The organism is Rhizobium sp. CBN3 (genome assembly GCF_030518245.1).
GTDB lineage: Bacteria > Pseudomonadota > Alphaproteobacteria > Rhizobiales > Rhizobiaceae > Rhizobium > Rhizobium aethiopicum_A.
The window spans coordinates 464,087-481,179 of the sequence record NZ_JAULSE010000003.1 but is presented as its reverse complement, the minus strand read 5'-3'; the positions used below and the strand labels follow the sequence as shown (position 1 = coordinate 481,179).

The window sequence follows — 17,093 nt, the reverse complement described above, 5'->3', positions numbered from 1 at the left end:
GATGATCCCCGATCGTTCTCTTAACGATCACCTGGACCCCTCATGAGAAAGTTCCCGCGAGAGCTGGAAGGAGATATGTCATGGCCACGCTTGAGATCGCCGCAAACAGCAATTCGCTTGCGCGTCCGGCCGCCGCAACGCCGGCCCAAGCCACTGCCATGAGCCCGCTGCGCATGTGGATGGCGGTTGTCGGCTCCACGCTCGGCGCCTTCATGGCGGTGCTCAACATCCAGATCGTCAACGCCTCGCTCGCCGATATTCAGGGCGCCATCGGCGCCGGCACGGATGACGGCGGCTGGATCTCGACCTCTTATCTGATCGCCGAGATCGTCGTCATCCCCTTGAGCGGCTGGCTGACGCGGGTCTTCTCGCTACGAAACTATCTGCTGGTCAATGCCATCCTTTTCCTGGTCTTCTCGGTCGCCTGCGCCTTCGCGGCCAATCTGCAGCAGATGATCATCCTGCGTGCCATCCAGGGCTTCTCCGGCGGCGTGCTGATCCCGATGGCCTTCACCATCATCATCATCTTGCTGCCCAAGGCCAAGCAGCCGATCGGCCTGGCGCTCTTTGCCCTGTCGGCCACTTTCGCGCCGGCGATCGGCCCGACCATCGGCGGTTACCTCACCGAGAACTGGGGCTGGGAATATATCTTCTACGTCAACCTGGTGCCGGGCGCGCTGATGGTCGGCATGCTCTTTGCTTCGCTCGACCGGGCGCCGATGAACCTGAAGCTGCTCGCCAAAGGAGACTGGCCGGGCATCGTCACCATGGCGATCGGTCTGGCAGCCCTGCAGACCGTGCTGGAAGAGGGCAACAAGGAGGACTGGTTCGGCTCCGATTTCATCCTCCGCCTGGCGGTTGTTGCGGCCGTCTCGCTGACGCTGTTCATCGTCATCGAGCTGAGGACTGCCCATCCGCTCTTGAACCTGCGCCTGCTGCTGCGCCGCAACTTCGGCTTCGGTATCGTCGCCAATTTCCTGCTCGGCATTGCGCTTTATGGTTCGGTCTTCGTGCTGCCGATCTATCTCACCCGCATCCAGGGCTATAATTCCGAGCAGATCGGCATGGTGCTGGCATGGACCGGCATCCCGCAGCTGCTGCTGATCCCGCTGGTGCCGCGCCTGATGAAACGGTTCGACGTCCGCCTGCTGATCGTCATTGGCTTCGCCCTCTTTGCCGCCTCGAATTTCATGAATGTGCATATGACCGGCGATTACGCGAGCGACCAGCTGTTCTGGCCGAACATCGTCCGCGCCATCGGCCAGGCACTCGTCTTCACACCGCTTTCGGCGATCGCCACGTCAGGCATCGAGCAGGAGAATGCCGGTTCGGCCTCGTCCCTCTTCAACATGATGCGTAACCTCGGCGGCGCGGTCGGCATTGCCTCGCTGCAGACCTTCCTGTCGAAGCGCGAACAGTTCCATTCGAACATCCTGACCAACTCGGTCTCCGTCTTCGAGGAAGCGACCCGCGATCGCATCGCCCGGCTGACGGCCTATTTCATGAACCACGGCGTCAGCGATCAGGCGCTCGCCAGCCACAAGGCTGTCGTTGCCATCGCGCTCAAAATTCGCAAGCAGGCCAATATCATGGCCTTCAGCGACACGTTTTTCCTGCTCGGCGTCGCCCTCGTCGTCGCCCTGCTGGCAAGCCTGTTGCTTCGCAAACCCGGTCAACTCTCCGGCGGCGGCGCCCATTAAGCATGAAGGAGGAGAAGACTATGACGTCAGCGATCCATGCCCCCGTAGCCGACCGGTTTCGGCCACAGGCCGCCGGCAATGCCGTCAGCACCGGCGCGCTGCTCTCGATCATCGAATGGCTCTCCGGCGACGAATGCCATGCGCTCGACGAAGCCGGCCTCGTCTCCGGCCTCGGCCGCAGGCTTCAGGCGCTTGGCTTGCCGGTCGACCGGCTGACCCTGCATCTGATGACGCTGCATCCAGAGTTCATCGGGCGCACCGTCGCCTGGGCTCCGGGCGAACCGGTCGAGATCCACGACCGTGAACACGGCGCGCGGGTTGCGATATCGAACACACCGCTGCGCAAGGTCATGGACACGCGGGAATTGCTGGTCGTCGGGGCCGGCGACAGCGTGCACGGCCGCTGGCAGCATATCGATGTCTTTGCCGACCGCGGCCTGATGCAGCTCGTCATCGCGCCGCTCTGCAATGTCGACGGCCCGGTCAGCGCCGCCGTCTTCGCTACCAGGCGGCCGGGCGGCTTCTCCGCCTCCGAGCAGCAGCTGATCGAGCGCATCCTGCCGGCGCTGCGCAACACCAGCGAGTTGCGCATTCTGCGCCAGGTCGAGCTCAGTCTGCTCGATACCTATATCGGCCCGCTGACGGCAAGCAGGATCCTCGCCGGCCGTATCCGCCGCGGCGAGATCGAATCGATGCAGGCAGCCCTGCTGCTCTGCGATCTCAGAAGTTTTACCGAGCTGTCGAACCGGCTGCCCGGCAGCACCGTGCTCGGCCTGCTGAACGCCTATTTCGACAGGATCGTGCCGGCCATCACGCGTGAGGGCGGCGAACTCTTGAAATTCATGGGTGATGCCGTGCTCGCCTTCTTCCCGGGCTACGATGCCGCCCAGTCCTGCGGCGCCGCTCTCGCCTCGGCCCGCGCCATCCTCGATGAGATCGACCATTTCCAGTATCAAGGCATCGGCGTGAAGGCCGGCATCGCCTTGCATTACGGCGAGGTCAGCTACGGCAATATCGGCTCCGGCAACCGTCTCGACTTCACCCTGATCGGCCGCGACGTCAATCTGCTTAGCCGCATCCAGACCGCCTGCAGCGAGTTGGGCGAGGCTCTGCTGATGTCGGCGCCGTTCCGCGATGAGGCCGGGGCAGGGGACGCCGCCTCCGTCGGCGCGCATCGGCTGAAGGGCTTTGCGGAGCCGGTGGAGCTGTTTACGATCGTGCGCTAGGCGCTCGCGTCCGCCCCTCATCCGCCTGCCGGCACCTTCTCCCCGCTTGCGGGGCGAAGGGGATATGCCGCAACGTCTCCGTTCCTCGCTCAGCTCTCGCAGGGCACGTCCCCTCTCCCCGTCAGAACGGGGAGAGGGTTAGGGTGAGGGGCATTTTCTTGCTGTGAGGGAGCCTCTTACGCTCGGAACACGTACAACACAGTCACCACCTTACCCTTCCCGCACCTTTCCGCCATAGTGCCCGCGAATCCCATAAAGGAGAATCCCATGACCGTGCTGTCCGACGAACAAGGCGAGATCATCCGTGAGCTGGGCGTTGCCGCCGCAATCGATCCCGAGCACGAGATTGAGCGGCGGACCGCCTTCCTCAAGGATTATCTCGTCGCCTCCGGCATGCGCGGCTACGTGCTCGGCATTAGCGGCGGCGTCGATTCGCTGACGGCGGCGCTGATCGCCCAGAAGGCGGTGCGTGAGCTGCGTGACGGCGGCCATTCGGCGGAGTTCATCGCCGTGCGTCTTCCCTACGGCATCCAGGCAGATGAGGCCGATGCGGCGAAGGCGCTCGCAACGATCGGTGCCGACCGCTCGATGATGGTCAACATCAAGGAGCCGGCGGATGCGATGCTGGCGGCCGCGCAGAACGGCGGCCTCGCCTTTGCCGAGGCCGGCCGGCAGGATTTCATCCTCGGCAATATCAAGGCCCGCCAGCGGATGATCGCCCAGTTCGCGCTTGCCGGCGCGCTCGGCGCCCTGGTGATCGGCACCGATCATGCCGCCGAGGCCGTCATGGGCTTCTTCACCAAGTTCGGCGACGGCGCCGCCGATATCCTGCCGCTTGCCGGGCTCAACAAACGCCGCGTCCGCCTGCTGGCAAAGCGGCTCGGCGCTCCGGACGATCTGGTCTTCAAGGTGCCCACCGCCGATCTCGAGGATCAGCGGCCGCTGCGTCCCGACGAGGAGGCCTATGGCGTCACCTATGATGAGATCGACGATTTTCTTGAAGGCAAGCCGGTCGGCGAGATCGCTGGCCGCCGGATCCTTGCCGCCTATCGGGCGACCGCGCATAAGCGCGCCCTGCCGGTGGCGGTCAACACTCTCTGAGCGTGGCCGGTGCTATGGCCGCACCGGCTCGCCCACGCGTCCGGCCGAGGCAAGATAGGCCTGCGGGGCGAAATAGACGCCGTCGGCATTGAAGGCCTGGAGGTCTTCCGCCTGCAGCGCCTCGCGCACCTTGGGACGCGCCGCCACACGAGCCATGAAGCCGTGCAGATCAGGCCATTGTTTCAGATCGATGTCTGTCCACGGCGACCAGTTCAGGCAGACGAAGAGATAGGCGTCCGCTACCGTGAAGGCCTCGCCGGTGAGATAGGATCCGGCAAGCCGGTCGTTCAGCCAGGCAAGCCGCTTCGAGATCAGCGCGCGGATCTCGCCGTGCACGCTGGCATAAATCGGATTGAACAGCAGCACCATCGGCTTGTGCAGCTCGGCGGTGATGAAATTGAGATAGGATTGAACCTCGTTGCGCTTGATGTCGCCGATTTCGGGCAGCAGCGCCGAACCTTCGGCGAGGAACTGCACGATCGCCGGTCCCTCGGTCAGCACCTTGCCGTCGTCGAGCATTAGCGCCGGGACATAGCCATTGCCGTTGATGGCGAGATAATCTTCGCCGTCGCTTGTTGTGTGCGTTTTCCGGTCGACCTGGACGAGCTGGATGTCGAGGCCCAGCTCCCGGCAGATGATGTGCGGCGAAAGCGAGCAGGCGGCGGCGTGCATATAGAGTTTCATCGTCGGTTTCCTTTCTGCGGAGGCGGCAAGATGCGTTAGGCGATAATGTTTGGACATTTGTACTGTTTCGCATAAAATGACCTTCGTCAAGAATTTAATGCGAAGCGGTACAAAATATGAAGGACGAGAAGAAGCGCGGCCGACCGAGGGGCTTTGACGCCCGGGCAGCGCTTGACAAGGCGCGGGATGTCTTCTGGGATAGGGGCTTTAGTGCCGCCTCGCTCGACAACCTGAGTGCCGCGACCAACCTCAACCGCCCGAGCCTCTATGGCGCCTTCGGCGACAAGGAAGCCCTCTATCTCGAGGCGCTGGAGGCGTATCGCCAGGATGGCATGGAGGTTCTGAAGCAAGCGCTCGACCCCTCGCTGCCGCTGCGCGACAACCTCGCTCGTGTCTATGCCGGTGCTTTGGCAATCTATCTGCATGGCGAAATCGCCGCCCGCGGCTGTCTGCTGATCAGCACCGCTTCGGTCGAGGCGGTCGAACATGAGCGGGTGCGGGAGGTGCTCGGCCGCAGCCTCAACGATTTCGACGGTGAGATCGAAAAGCGCATGCGCATTGCCGCGGAAAGCGGCGAGCTTGCCGAGAGCGCCGACCCGCTGACGCTGACAAGGCTCGCTTCCGCCGTCATGCATTCCCTTGCCGTGCGCGCCCGCGCCGGCGACAGTCGCGAAACGCTGGAGGCGATCGCCCGCTCAGGCGTCGAGCTGATTTGCGGAAGCACGCATGTTTGATGTCTCCGTATCCCTCGGCCGTGCCGCCCAGGCATAGGCCGCACCCGCCACAAGCAGCAGCGCGGTGCCGAGGAAAACTGCCCGCATGCCGATATGCCCGCCGACGAAGCCGCCGAGGACAGGGCCGGCCACCTGGCCGACATATTGCGAGGAGACGGAAAGCCCGAGAATGCTTCCGGCCGCACTGTCCGGCACGCTGTGACGGATGACGGCGGCGATGCAGGGCAGAAGCCCGCCGAGGGCTGCACCCATCAGGAAACGCAGTATGATCAGCTGCCAGGAACTGGTGACGAAAGCCTGCGGTATCAGCAGCAGCCCGGCGACCACGAGCGCGCCCGAGATCACCGGCCAGTGGCCGATCCTGTCGGCGAGCCTGCCGAGCCATGAGGCCGAAAGAATGCTGCCGAGGGCGGCAGCCGACATGACGAGACCGGAGATCACCGTCACTTGCGCCTCGACGGGCATGATCTCGGCGACATAGACGGTGATGATCGGTTCGATCGACATATTGGCGAGCATCAGAAGCATGCCGGTCGCAAGCATGGCAATGACGGGCCGTTTGTCGGCTATGGATTTCCAGCCGCCGCTCGCCTTGGCCGCCTGGCGGCGGTCCGGCGACTTCTCCTCCTTGATCAGCAGGGTGGTGGCGAGAAAGGCGAAAAAGATCATGCCGCCGGCGGCGAGAAACGTTCCGCGGATGCCGATGAGCGGCGGCAGCGCTCCACCGATCAACGGCCCGACGAGATTGCCAGCCATGATGCCGGAGGAGAGCACGCCGAGCGCCCAGGCGGAGCGGTCCTTCGGCGTCTGCGTCGCCACCAGCACCATCGAGCCGGAGGAGTAGCCGCCGGCAAGCCCGACGAATAGGCGCAGCGCCACCAGCTGCCAGACATTGCCGGCCATGCCCATCAGCGAGATCGCCAGCGTCATGCCGAGGCTGGCGCGTACCAGCATCAGCTTGCGGCCGTAGATGTCACCGAGCCGCCCCCAGAGCGGCGCGACCAGGGCGGCGGCAAGGAAGGTGGCGCCATAGGCGATGCCCGACCATTGCACGATCGCCGCGTGCTCCGTCACGCCGAGTTCCTCGACATAGAGCGGCAGGAAGGGAAGCAGCAGCGTCATCGCCACGATCGTGGTGAAGGAACCGATCAGCGAGACGGCAAGGTTGCGCTTCCAGTAGATCGAGCCAAGCTTAACCCCGGCGTCCCATTGTGTGTCTGTCATTCCTTGCATCGATCCTGTAGCGCAATCGCGCCGCAATCTGGATCATCTCAGGGAAAAGTGCTAGGACATAACCGATTGCGCAATGCAATCGGTTATGGAGGACATGCCATGAACGCAGTGATCCCGAGGGAACAGGCCGTCCGCGATCTCTACGCCGCCTATCTCGCCGACCGCAAGGATATTGCCGGTGCCATGCTGACGGAGGATTTCACCTTTTCCAGTCCGCGCGACGATCATATCGATAGGGCCGCCCATTTCGAGCGCTGCTGGCCCAAGGATCCGCTCTTCCGCGCGATCTATATCGAATTCCTGGCGGTAAACGGCGACGAGGCTGTCGTTCGCTATCGCGCCGAAAAACTGGACGGCACGAGCTTCGCCAATATGGAAAGCCTTCGTTTCCGCGGCGACAGGATCGCCGCCGTGGAGGTCTATTTCGGCCGCAATCTCTGACCCGCCGAAGCGGCTTTAGAAGATCCGCATCGCCGACGTCGTGATGATGACCATCGAGACCGCGACCATCAGCGCCCGCACCGGCAGCCGCTTGACGAGGATGGCGCCGAAAGGGGCGGCGATGACGCCGCCGATGATCAGGCCGATCGCCGAATTGAGCTCAGACCAGCCGAGCGTCACGACGAAGGTGATCGAAATCGTCAGCGTCACTGCGAATTCGGTGAAATTCGTCGAGCCGATCACCCGTTTCAGATCATGGCCGCGCCCGACCAGCGTACTGGTGACAACGGGGCCCCACCCGCCGCCGCCGATCGCATCGAGCACGCCGCCGCAAAAGCCGACGGGCGGCACCGCCCAGTCCCGCACCTCGCGCCTGTTCTGCGGTCGGAAGGCCTTGTAGAGGATCAGGAGGCCAATCGCGATCAGATAGGCCGATACGAAGGGCTCGATCACCTTGCCGTCGATATTGGCAAGCAGAGTGGCGCCGATCGCGCCGCCAATCATGCCGGCCGGGGCGAGCCGCGCCACCAGACGCCAGTCGACATTGCGATGATAGGCATGCGACAGGCCTGACGCCGCCGTCGTGAACATTTCCGTCACATGTGTCATGGCGCTGGCATTGGCCGCCGGCACCCCGAAAGCCAAGAGGCTCGTCGTCGACAGCACGCCGAAGGCCATGCCGAGCGCGCCGTCGACGATCTGCGCACAGAAGCCGACAACGATGAAAAAGAAGATATCCGATGTCATGCAGTCCCCTCAGGCGAACGGTAGCATCAGAATCGGCGATGCGGAAAAACTTTTGGTCTCAGGAGGAAAAGCCGCGCTGCTTTAACCGGACGATCTTGAAGAAGCCGTTCGGAAAGACTGGCAGAATATCGATCGTTGAAAAATCGCCGCGGCGCTCGGCCCAGGCGACGATGCGGTGGATACGGAAGGCGGACGACCAGCCGATGTGGCGCACCAGCGGTGCCACCGCCGCCTCGATCGCGCCCTGCAGGCCGGCGCCGTCGCCGAGCTTGCTTGCCAGGATGATCTCGCCGCCCGGCCGCAGCACCCGGGCGCATTCGTCCAGCGCCCGCTCGGGCTCGGGAATGAGCGTGATGACGAAGGGCAGGCAGACCACGTCGAAAGACTTGTCGGCAAAGTGCAGCGCATGCGCATCCATCACCTCGAGCGCCTGCACATGCCGCAGGTTTTCGCGCCGCACCTTTTCGCGCGCCCGTGCGATCATATGTTCGGAAATGTCGATGCCGGTCACCCGGCAGCGGCTGGGATAGTGGGCGAGCGTCAGACCGGTGCCGACTCCGATTTCCAGAATATCGGTGCCGGCCGCGGCGGCCAGCGCGGCGAGCTTGCGGTGGCCGTCGCGCAGGATGCCGCGATAGACGCGGTCATAGACCGGTGCCCAGCGCTGATAGATTTTCTGCTGATCTTCCGCCCGGTTGCGAAGCTCCGACATGCCTGAACCCTCCCTGCGCATAGCCCGAGAATCCCAATCGATTTTCGGAAAAGATCATGCGTTTATCGCAAACATAGAGCGCCTCAGCGCCTCTCACAGAGGCGCGGCGCTCTAAAAACCCAGGACTTCAACTCCTGAGAGCGAGGTCGGGTTCCGCTCGGAATGTGACTGAAGTCACAAACCGCCACCGTGGCCGGCTATTTCGCTGGCGTGAACCCGAGCTCATTGGCATCCATCTCACTGCCGATCTCGACCGACTTCTCCTGCTTGTCATAGACGCAGATCTGGACGACGAGGCCCTTGGCCCCCTTCGGCTTTCCCGTCACCAGGGCCAGCCCGTAATGCGAGGTGCCGAAGGGATCGACGGCGGCCTTCGGCTTCTCGATCGCGACCGCCGCCTTCCTGCACTTGGCTTCCACGTCGGCGGCGAGCTGTTTCCAGGCCTCGTCCGAAGAGGCATGCGCCGCAGTGACAAGAAGCGGAAGCGCGGCAATGGTGAGACGCGGGATTATATTCCTGTTCATATCGGATCTCCATTGGTATCGGTCGCCGGTGAGCGGGTTTTCGGGGCGGCATGCCGGCGATTTTGCACGCTCGAATCCCGCCCTGAAGCTGAGGCAAATTTTCCTCCGTCCGGTCGTTTTTTGATATTTCGCCGGTTGCCTCTCCCCCTTTCCCCTCCTATGTTCCGCCTCACCTGCCGATGACGCAATCTATTGCAAGAGGAGATCTGACATGGCTTTCGAATTGCCTGAACTTCCCTATGATTACGAAGCGCTTGCCCCCTTCATGTCGAAGGAAACGCTGGAGTTTCACCACGACAAGCACCACAAGGCCTATGTCGACAACGGCAACAAGCTCGCCGCCGAAGCCGGCCTTTCGGATCTCTCGCTCGAAGAGGTCGTGAAGAAGTCTTTCGGCACGAATGCCGGGCTCTTCAACAACGCTGCCCAGCACTACAACCACATCCATTTCTGGAAGTGGATGAAGAAGGGCGGCGGCGGCAACAAGCTGCCGGGCAAGCTCGAAGCCGCCTTCGCCTCCGATCTCGGCGGCTATGACAAGTTCAAGGCCGATTTCGCCAATGCCGGCGCCACCCAGTTCGGATCCGGCTGGGCCTGGGTTTCCGTCAAGAACGGCAAGCTCGAAATCTCCAAGACGCCGAACGGCGAAAACCCGCTCGTTCACGGCGCCACCCCGATCCTCGGCGTCGACGTCTGGGAACACTCCTATTACATCGACTACCGCAACGCGCGTCCCAAATATCTCGAAGCCTTCATCGATAGCCTGATCAACTGGGACTACGTCCTGGAGCGCTACGAAGCAGCCACGAAGTAAGCGACTTCGCCCAATTCGACACCCGGCGCCGCAAACGCCGGGTGTTTTCTTTTCGCATGAAGCCGTCACAGCCCTGTCATCGGCCGCTCTTAGGCCCGCCCCATGTCGTCCTCTGCTGTTCCCCTGTTCCGCTTCGGCATCATCGCCGACCCGCAATATGCGGCGGTCGCCCCACACGCGGCCATGGACCGCTATTACGCCAACAGCCTCACCAAAGTCGCCGAGGCGATCGAGATCTTCAACGGCGAGGAGTTGAGCTTCGTCATGACGCTCGGCGACGTCATCGACCGCAGCTTCGCCAGCTTCGACGACATCCTGCCGGTCTACGGCAAGCTGAGGCACGAGGCGCTCTTCCTACTCGGCAATCACGATTTCTCCGTCTCCGCCGGGCACCTTTCCGAAGTCGCCGCCCGCCTTGGCATGCCGTCGCCCCATTACAGCTTTTCCCGTCACGGCTGGCGCTTCATCGTGCTCGACGGCAACGAGGTCAGCACCTTCGCACCGCCCGAAGGCCATCCTCACCGTGCGCTTGCCGCACGGCTGCTGGCGGAGCTGCAGGCCAAAGAGGCGGCGAATGCCCATCACTGGAACGGGGCGCTGAGCGACGAACAATTCGCCTGGCTCGGCGACGAGATCGCCAATGCGGCTGCCGCCGGCGAGAAGGTCATCGTGATGAACCATTATCCGGTGTATCCGCCGGGTGAGCACGGCATGTGGGACAGCGAGCGCGTCGTCGCGCTGCTCGCCTCACAGCCCCATGTCGTCGCCTATCTCAACGGCCACGACCATGTCGGCAATTACGGCAAGGCCGGCGCCTGCCACTTCGTCAACTTCAAGGGCGTGGTCGACACCGAGAACCAGAACGCCTTCGCCATCGTCGAGCTCCACCCCGACCGCATCGAGATCCGCGGCTTCGGCCGCGAGAAGAGCCGCACGCTGGTTTATCAGGCTGCGACCGGGGCCGGCACGTCTTTTCATCCTGCTCAGGCTTGTGCAACTCTGCCGTCAGATCCGTGCAATAGCTGCCCCTCACCCTAACCCTCTCCCCGTAAACGGGGCGAGGGGACGTGCCATACCAGAGGTTGGTGAGGAACGGAGGGGCCGCGGCATATCCCCTTCGCCCCGTTTACGGGGAGAAGGTGCCGGCAGGCGGATGAGGGGCACGTCGACGCGCATGTGAGCGTCGATGATCGGCCATGTGGCTGATTTCACGCAGACACAGCCTTCTGCGTCCACCCGCTCGTCCACAAATCCCGCAGCCGGTCGCCGTCGCCCTTGAAGAAATCCTCGCTCGCCGCGCACTGCTCCACCCGGTCGCTGCGGAAATTGCGGATCGCCTGTCGCAACTCGCACCATGCGACGATATTGGCGGTCTGCGAATAATAGATCAGCGCGATCGGCTGGATTGTCCGCTCGCTGGCGCGGCCGAGTTCGTCGCGGTAGGCGAGCAGCAGCTTGCGTTCGTCGCGGATCGCCCGGCGCACGACCGCAAGGTCGATGGCAGCCGGCTGCGCGATCGAGCCCCAGGCATAAAGCGCCTTGTTGTTCATCGCCTCACGCAATGGCGCCGGCACGGCGCCTGATATCTTCTGGTTGACCCTGCGGGCGGCCTGCTTCAGCTCCTCGTCGGCCGTGCGTTCGAGCAGCGCCAGCGACAGAACGATCGCCTCCATCTCCTCGATCGAGAACATCAGGGGCGGCAGGTCGAAGCCCGGCCGCATGATGTAGCCGATGCCGCGACCGCCTTCGATCGGCACCCGCATTGCCTGGAGGGCGGCGATGTCGCGATAGATCGAGCGCACGGTCACTTCGAGCGTCTCGGCCATGACAGCCGCCGTCATCGGTTTTCTGGCGAGCCTCAGGATCTGAATGATCTCGAAAAGCCGCGAGGCCTTGCGCATTTTTGCATCTCCATCCTCACGCTCCTGACAATACACTGTCAGTTGGGTTTGCGTATAGAGCCGCCTATCGGATTGAAATCAATCGGGGTCTTTTGAAGATGGCCCGCGGAACTGAAGGTGGCAACTGACATGAATTACCATGAAAACCTCTGGCTCTTCTTTACCCTTCTCTTCGGCATCATCATCGTGCCGGGCATGGACATGCTCTTCGTGCTTGCCAACGCGCTGACCGGCGGTATCAGGCGGGGGCTCGCGGCAACGGGCGGCATCATGGCGGGCGGTGCCGTGCATTCGGCCTATGGCGCGGCCGGCGTCGGCGTGCTCGTCACCATGCTGCCGCAGCTCTTCAACCTGCTGCTCTTTGCCGGCGTCGCCTATATGATCTGGATTGGCGTTTCGCTGATGCGCAGTTCGATCACCGTCGAGGCGGTCGGACCGGCGACGGCGCGCTCCGGCTGGCGCGCCTTCCGCCAGGGCGCCGTCACCTGTCTCTTTAATCCAAAGGCCTATATTTTCATGTTCGCTGTCTACCCGCAGTTTCTCAAGCCTGAATATGGCCCGGTCTGGCTGCAGGGGTTGATCATGGGCGCCATGACCGTCGTCACGCAGTTTGCCGTTTACGGAACGCTGGCGATGACGGCAGGCCGCAGCCGCGATCTGCTGGTGGCAAATCCCGACGCCACGGCCTTTGTCGGCCGCTGCGCCGGACTGCTCCTGGTTGCGGTCTCTGCCTTCAGCCTGTGGCAAGGCTGGAAAACCGCCTGAGCCGCCGGTTATCACATTGTTTTTATGACCCTCCGGCAAAACGTGACTGCCTGGACGCATGGATTTTGTCATGCTGCCGGTGCAGATTGGCCAGCGGCCGCCTTGGCCTCAAGAAAATGGAGAGGAATAGATGAATTGGAAAGCAGTAGCTGCCGCCACAGCAATGGCCGGCATCGCCTTCGGTTCGGTGACCGCCGCCGACGGCACCCATGATTCGCGCATTTCGTTGATGAAGAAGATCGGCGGTTCGGCGGGCGCGATGGCCGCCATCGCCAAGGGTGAGAAGCCCTATGATGCCGAGACGGTGAAGTCGGCGCTGACGACGATCGCCGCAACGGCCAAGGTCTTCCCCGATCAGTTCAAGCCGGGCAGCGATATGAACGATCCCGAGGTCAGCCCCAAGGTCTGGGAAAACATGGATGACTTCAAGGCGCGGGCCGCAAAGCTCTCGACCGACGCCGAAACCGCACTGGCTCAGCTTCCGGCCGATGCCGTCGCTGTCGGCGCCACCTTGAACGCCCTCGGCGCCAATTGTGGCGGCTGTCACAAGGCCTATCGTATCAAGGAGTGATAGTGGCCTGAGCAATTTCCGCCGGCGCGGATCGCCTGATGTGCGATCGATGGCGGGTCACGTCGGCAACAGGGGAGGCGGCGCATGGTCCGCAGATTCATCCGGTTACTGCTCTGTCTGATCGGCGTCGCCGTTCTCGGCGGCGGCGCCTTCTACCTCGTTACCGCGCCAGATCCGCTGCCGGAGAGCCATTGGGCCGGTCTCGGCGCGCCGGATCCGGTAAACGGTGAGATGGTCTTCTGGGCGGGCGGATGCGTCAGCTGTCATTCAGCACCCGGTTCCGAAGGCGATGCCAGGCTGACGCTGGCGGGCGGTCTGGCGCTGAAGAGCCCTTTCGGCACCTTCCACGTGCCGAACATTTCGCCGGATGAAAAGGCCGGCATCGGCGCCTGGACGCTCGCCCAGTTCGGCAATGCGATGAAGCGCGGCGTCGCCCCGGGCGGAGAGCATCTTTACCCGTCCTTTCCCTATGGCTCCTATTCCCGCATGAGCGACAAGGACGTCAACGATCTCTTCGCCTTCCTGAAAACCCTGCCGAAGAGCACCAGCGTCGCGCCCCCGCATGAACTGCCCTTTCCCTACAATATCCGCCTTGCGCTCGGCGGCTGGAAATTCCTCTATTTCAACGATCAGCCGCGCGTCGCGCTCGCCAAGAGCGACGACAAGATCAAGCGCGGGCAATATCTCGTCGAAGGCCCCGGCCATTGCGGCGAGTGCCACACGCCGCGCAATGGGCTCGGCGGCTTCCAGGCAGATCAGTGGCTTGCCGGCGCGCCCAATCCGGAAGGCAAGGGCCGCATCCCCAATATCACCCCGGCCTCCAGGAGCATCGGCGGCTGGAGCGAGGCGGATATCGCCAACTACCTCGAAACCGGCTTCACGCCCGATTTCGATTCCGTCGGCGGTTCGATGGTCGATGTGCAGCACAATATCGCCCGCCTGCCGGCTGCCGACCGCGAGGCGATCGCCGCCTATCTCAAGGCCGTGCCGGGACGTTAAAGCGGCGGTGCGTCCATTCGGACGGACGAGGACGCTTGTTCAAATTGTTCAAAGCGAGGTGGGACCCGGCATCAGATCATAGGGGTGGCGCCAGCCTGGCATGCTGCTGATCCGGTCTTTCCAGGCTGCGATCGCCGGATAGGCGCTGTGATCGATCCCGGTTTCCTCCGGCATGAAGACGTAGCCTGCCAAGGAGAGGTCTGCGATTGTCAGCCGGTTGCCGATCATAAAGGCTCGGTGGGCAAGGTGGCCGTCGACAATTGCATAGGCAGCCTTTGCCCGCAGCCTCAAAAACTCGACGACCGGCGTCTCGCCGCTCTTCTGAAGGCCATAGATGAACCGCAACGTCGCGTAATAGCTCGTGAATTTATGGTTGTCGAAAAGGATCCAACGCATGATCTCGCGCCGTTCTTCGGCTGACTGCGCCCCGAACTGCCCCGTCACCTCTGACAAGTAGTCGAGGATAACCCCCGATTGGCTGATCTTCGTTTCCCCATGTTCGAGCACGGGTGCCTCGCCCTGTTCATTGATGGTTTCGCGCCATTGTTCGGTTCGCGTTTGACCGCCGAGATAATCGACGAAAATGCTCTCCCACTCGATGCCGGCAAGGGCGAAGAAGAGGGCGACCTTGTAGGCGTTCCCCGAGAGAGCGAAGCAATGGAGTTTGAAGTCAGGCATGAAATCTCCTCATCAACACAGACTTAGACTCGCGGGGCGGGTTATGCGATCGACTGCATGTAACGCATGCCGGTCACCGGCCGCGGGGTGAAATCCATCTGCTCGTAGAAACGATGCGCCAGCACATTGCCGGTAGCGGCGCTGACGGAGAGGTAACCGCAGCCGGCATTGCGCGCCGTCTCGCGGGCGCGGTCGACGAGCAGCTGACCGGTGCCGTGGCCGCGATGGCCGTCGCGCACGAAGAGATGGTGCAGGTCCATGCCGCGTTTGCCTTCCTGCGCCCTGTAGAGCGGCACGAGAATCGCATAGCCGATCAGCCCTTCGCCGGTTTCGGCAATAAGCGCGGTGATCCAGGGCAGCGGGCCGAACAGGTCGCGCTCCAATTGCTCCGGCGTCGTCGCGGCCGCGTCGCCATGATGGGCGGCAAGCAGCGCGATCATCTCGTTGAGCTCGGGCAGGTCGCGCGGCTTGGCGGCGCGGATCGTCACCACCGATGGGCGCATCAGTGAAATTTCGCTGTCTTCGATTTCAGTCATGGTCTTCGCGTCCTTTGATAATCTGCCGTCAGGACGCTGCCGATACAACAAAGCCGCCTGACGGCGGCTTGTTGACAATATGATCTGTCCGGCCGCCCTTTACAGGTACAGCCAAAAATACGAGCGGCTCTGGTGCACGTTCTTGATCATGCAGCATCCATCGCCGCAAACGCGGCATTTGTCAATGGCGTGAGCGCGTGACGTTGAAACATCTCAGGCCTTGAATCCAGCCGAGAACCTAAATAGGATACCCCCCTATGCTACCTGAAGGTCTGCGATGTCTCACACCACCCTGCAGAAGAAGAAGCTCATTGCCCGCGTCAGCCGCCTGAAGGGGCAGCTGGAAGCGGTCGAGCGGGCGCTCGAGGCTGAACGCCCCTGCGGCGAAATCCTGCAACTGCTCGCCTCCATTCGGGGCGCGCTGACTGGGCTGACCGGCGAGGTTTTGGATGATCACCTGCGCGAGCACGTGCTCAATGCCGAGGACGACAGAGCCCGGGCCGAGGCGGTCGAAGAAATATCTGAAGTGCTGAGAACCTATATCCGCTGATGAGAGAAGGACCCTGGGAATGAATGCCGGGATCGGGAAAGTCGAAGTGAAAGCCCTCGAACACGATCATGTGTTCCTCGGCGCCGATCATCTGCGTAACGAGCGGCGCATCTGGCTTGTGATTGCGCTGACGGCGGTGATGATGGTGGCGGAAATCGCCGCCGGCACCGTCTACGGCTCCATGGCCCTCGTCGCTGATGGCTGGCATATGTCGACCCATGCCAGCGCTCTTTTGATTTCCGCGCTCGCCTATCTCTTTGCCCGCCGGCAGGCGCGCAATCCGCGCTTCACCTTCGGCACCGGCAAGCTCGGCGATCTCGCCGGCTTCGCCAGCGCCATTGTCCTTGCCCTGATCGCCCTGCTGATGGCCTGGGAGAGCCTGCTGCGCCTCTCCAATCCGGTGCCGATCGGCTTTGCCCAGGCAATCGCCGTTGCGGTCATCGGCCTTGCCGTCAATCTCGCCAGCGCCTGGCTGCTGGCCGGCGGCGGTCATGCCGCGCATGCTCATCATGCGCACGCGCATGGCCATCACGCGCATGGGCACCACGCACACCACCACGGCCATGGCGGTCACGGCGACCATGCCCACCATCACGCAGAGGCCGGCGACAATAATATCCGCGCCGCCTATCTGCATGTCATGGCCGATGCGCTCACGTCAGTGCTCGCCATCGCGGCGTTGACCCTCGGCAGCCTCTATGGTTGGCTCTGGCTCGATCCCATCATGGGCATCGTCGGCGGCCTGGTCATCGCCAATTGGTCCTGGAGCCTGCTGAAATCGTCGGGCGGCGTCCTTCTCGATGTCATGCCCGAAGGCGAGATCCTGCCGGGCGAAATCCGCCAGGCGATCGAGACAGAGGAGGATCGGATCACCGACCTGCATGTCTGGCAGGTCGGCCCCGGCCATCATGCAGCAATCGTCGCGGTCGTCACCTCGCAGCCGCGCGATCCGGCCTTTTACAAGGACAGGCTTTCGGCGCTGGAAGAATTGTCGCATGTGACGGTCGAGGTCACGCGCGCCGCCTGATTGCTGCGGGCGGAGGACGAAATCGCCGCTACTCAACAAGGGTGCAGCGGCTGACAACAAGGTTGCAGCGGCCGACAACAAGTTGCAGCGGGGACGAGATGCCGCCGCAATCGGTCCTTAGCTCTATTCTCCGAATCGTCGGAGGAATTC

Annotated in this window: 19 protein-coding genes and 1 pseudogene; 12 read left to right on the top strand and 8 right to left on the bottom strand. The window is 62.9% G+C overall.

What is annotated here, in order from left to right:
• The first annotated feature begins 80 nt into the window (after positions 1 to 80).
• The 3 genes from QWJ46_RS07645 to nadE all read left to right on the top strand — a co-directional run bounded on the left by QWJ46_RS07645 (position 81) and on the right by nadE (position 4,027).
• The gene (locus QWJ46_RS07645; protein WP_302750220.1) at positions 81 to 1,700 is read left to right on the top strand and encodes a DHA2 family efflux MFS transporter permease subunit; all 1,620 of its coding nucleotides are present in this window, start codon (positions 81 to 83) and stop codon (positions 1,698 to 1,700) included.
• A gap of 20 nt (positions 1,701 to 1,720) precedes the next feature.
• A complete protein-coding gene (locus tag QWJ46_RS07640; RefSeq protein ID WP_302750219.1) occupies positions 1,721 to 2,926 on the top strand; it encodes an adenylate/guanylate cyclase domain-containing protein in 1,206 nt (401 codons plus the stop codon).
• Positions 2,927 to 3,193: 267 nt separating this feature from the next.
• Positions 3,194 to 4,027 (top strand): ammonia-dependent NAD(+) synthetase, encoded by an 834-nt coding sequence (nadE, locus tag QWJ46_RS07635; RefSeq protein WP_302750217.1) that lies wholly within the window; start codon positions 3,194 to 3,196, stop codon positions 4,025 to 4,027.
• A gap of 12 nt (positions 4,028 to 4,039) precedes the next feature.
• Here nadE and QWJ46_RS07630 read toward each other — a convergent pair whose 3' ends face one another.
• Positions 4,040 to 4,711: a glutathione S-transferase N-terminal domain-containing protein gene (locus tag QWJ46_RS07630; RefSeq protein ID WP_302750216.1), complete on the bottom strand. Its 672-nt coding sequence runs from the start codon at positions 4,709 to 4,711 to the stop codon at positions 4,040 to 4,042.
• Between the two features lie 116 nt (positions 4,712 to 4,827).
• On the opposite strand from QWJ46_RS07630, the gene QWJ46_RS07625 reads away from it, so the two are divergent.
• The gene (locus QWJ46_RS07625; RefSeq protein ID WP_302750215.1) at positions 4,828 to 5,445 is read left to right on the top strand and encodes a TetR/AcrR family transcriptional regulator; all 618 of its coding nucleotides are present in this window, start codon (positions 4,828 to 4,830) and stop codon (positions 5,443 to 5,445) included.
• Here the strand turns inward: QWJ46_RS07625 and QWJ46_RS07620 are convergent.
• A complete protein-coding gene (locus QWJ46_RS07620; protein ID WP_302750213.1) occupies positions 5,407 to 6,669 on the bottom strand; it encodes a multidrug efflux MFS transporter in 1,263 nt (420 codons plus the stop codon). The two genes, QWJ46_RS07625 and QWJ46_RS07620, sit on opposite strands and share 39 nt — an antisense overlap.
• Positions 6,670 to 6,777: 108 nt before the next feature.
• Between QWJ46_RS07620 and QWJ46_RS07615 the strand changes: the two genes are divergently transcribed.
• Entirely contained in the window at positions 6,778 to 7,119 is a 342-nt protein-coding gene (locus tag QWJ46_RS07615) for a nuclear transport factor 2 family protein (RefSeq protein WP_302750211.1), read from the top strand.
• Positions 7,120 to 7,134: 15 nt separating this feature from the next.
• Here QWJ46_RS07615 and QWJ46_RS07610 read toward each other — a convergent pair whose 3' ends face one another.
• The 3 genes from QWJ46_RS07610 to QWJ46_RS07600 form a co-directional block, all read right to left on the bottom strand.
• A complete protein-coding gene (locus tag QWJ46_RS07610) occupies positions 7,135 to 7,866 on the bottom strand; it encodes a sulfite exporter TauE/SafE family protein (protein WP_302750209.1) in 732 nt (243 codons plus the stop codon).
• 58 nt (positions 7,867 to 7,924) lie between these two features.
• Complete coding sequence (locus tag QWJ46_RS07605) at positions 7,925 to 8,578, bottom strand: class I SAM-dependent methyltransferase (protein WP_302750208.1); 654 nt, start codon at positions 8,576 to 8,578, stop codon at positions 7,925 to 7,927.
• A 197-nt stretch (positions 8,579 to 8,775) separates the two neighbouring features.
• Entirely contained in the window at positions 8,776 to 9,102 is a 327-nt protein-coding gene (locus QWJ46_RS07600; protein WP_302750207.1) for a hypothetical protein, read from the bottom strand.
• 211 nt (positions 9,103 to 9,313) lie between these two features.
• On the opposite strand from QWJ46_RS07600, the gene QWJ46_RS07595 reads away from it, so the two are divergent.
• Together QWJ46_RS07595 and QWJ46_RS07590 are read left to right on the top strand one after the other, a co-directional pair.
• Entirely contained in the window at positions 9,314 to 9,916 is a 603-nt protein-coding gene (locus QWJ46_RS07595; protein ID WP_085777444.1) for a superoxide dismutase, read from the top strand.
• 102 nt (positions 9,917 to 10,018) lie between these two features.
• Positions 10,019 to 10,861, top strand: a pseudogene (locus tag QWJ46_RS07590) (metallophosphoesterase); the annotation flags it as partial.
• A gap of 263 nt (positions 10,862 to 11,124) precedes the next feature.
• Here the strand turns inward: QWJ46_RS07590 and QWJ46_RS07585 are convergent.
• Positions 11,125 to 11,817: a YafY family protein gene (locus QWJ46_RS07585; RefSeq protein ID WP_184458841.1), complete on the bottom strand. Its 693-nt coding sequence runs from the start codon at positions 11,815 to 11,817 to the stop codon at positions 11,125 to 11,127.
• 129 nt (positions 11,818 to 11,946) lie between these two features.
• Between QWJ46_RS07585 and QWJ46_RS07580 the strand changes: the two genes are divergently transcribed.
• The 3 genes from QWJ46_RS07580 (at position 11,947) to QWJ46_RS07570 (ending at position 14,152) form a co-directional block, all read left to right on the top strand.
• Positions 11,947 to 12,582, top strand: a complete 636-nt coding sequence (locus QWJ46_RS07580; protein WP_302750206.1) for a LysE family translocator — start codon at positions 11,947 to 11,949, stop codon at positions 12,580 to 12,582.
• A 130-nt stretch (positions 12,583 to 12,712) separates the two neighbouring features.
• Positions 12,713 to 13,153, top strand: a complete 441-nt coding sequence (locus QWJ46_RS07575) for a cytochrome c (protein ID WP_302750205.1) — start codon at positions 12,713 to 12,715, stop codon at positions 13,151 to 13,153.
• Positions 13,154 to 13,237: 84 nt separating this feature from the next.
• Entirely contained in the window at positions 13,238 to 14,152 is a 915-nt protein-coding gene (locus QWJ46_RS07570) for a cytochrome c (RefSeq protein WP_302750204.1), read from the top strand.
• A 48-nt stretch (positions 14,153 to 14,200) separates the two neighbouring features.
• On the opposite strand, the gene QWJ46_RS07565 is transcribed toward QWJ46_RS07570, so the two are convergent.
• Positions 14,201 to 14,830, bottom strand: coding sequence for a glutathione S-transferase family protein (locus tag QWJ46_RS07565; RefSeq protein ID WP_302750203.1), 630 nt, complete (start codon positions 14,828 to 14,830; stop codon positions 14,201 to 14,203).
• 41 nt (positions 14,831 to 14,871) lie between these two features.
• Positions 14,872 to 15,366 carry a GNAT family N-acetyltransferase gene (locus QWJ46_RS07560; protein ID WP_221113218.1) on the bottom strand — a complete coding sequence of 165 codons (495 nt, stop codon included), beginning with the start codon at positions 15,364 to 15,366 and terminating at the stop codon, positions 14,872 to 14,874.
• Between the two features lie 277 nt (positions 15,367 to 15,643).
• On the opposite strand from QWJ46_RS07560, the gene dmeR reads away from it, so the two are divergent.
• Together dmeR and dmeF are read left to right on the top strand one after the other, a co-directional pair.
• The gene (gene dmeR / locus QWJ46_RS07555; RefSeq protein ID WP_097599864.1) at positions 15,644 to 15,916 is read left to right on the top strand and encodes a Ni(II)/Co(II)-sensing transcriptional repressor DmeR; all 273 of its coding nucleotides are present in this window, start codon (positions 15,644 to 15,646) and stop codon (positions 15,914 to 15,916) included.
• Between the two features lie 19 nt (positions 15,917 to 15,935).
• On the top strand, positions 15,936 to 16,943 hold the full coding sequence (gene dmeF / locus QWJ46_RS07550) for a CDF family Co(II)/Ni(II) efflux transporter DmeF (protein WP_302750201.1): 1,008 nt from the start codon (positions 15,936 to 15,938) through the stop codon (positions 16,941 to 16,943).
• Positions 16,944 to 17,093: the final 150 nt, after the last annotated feature.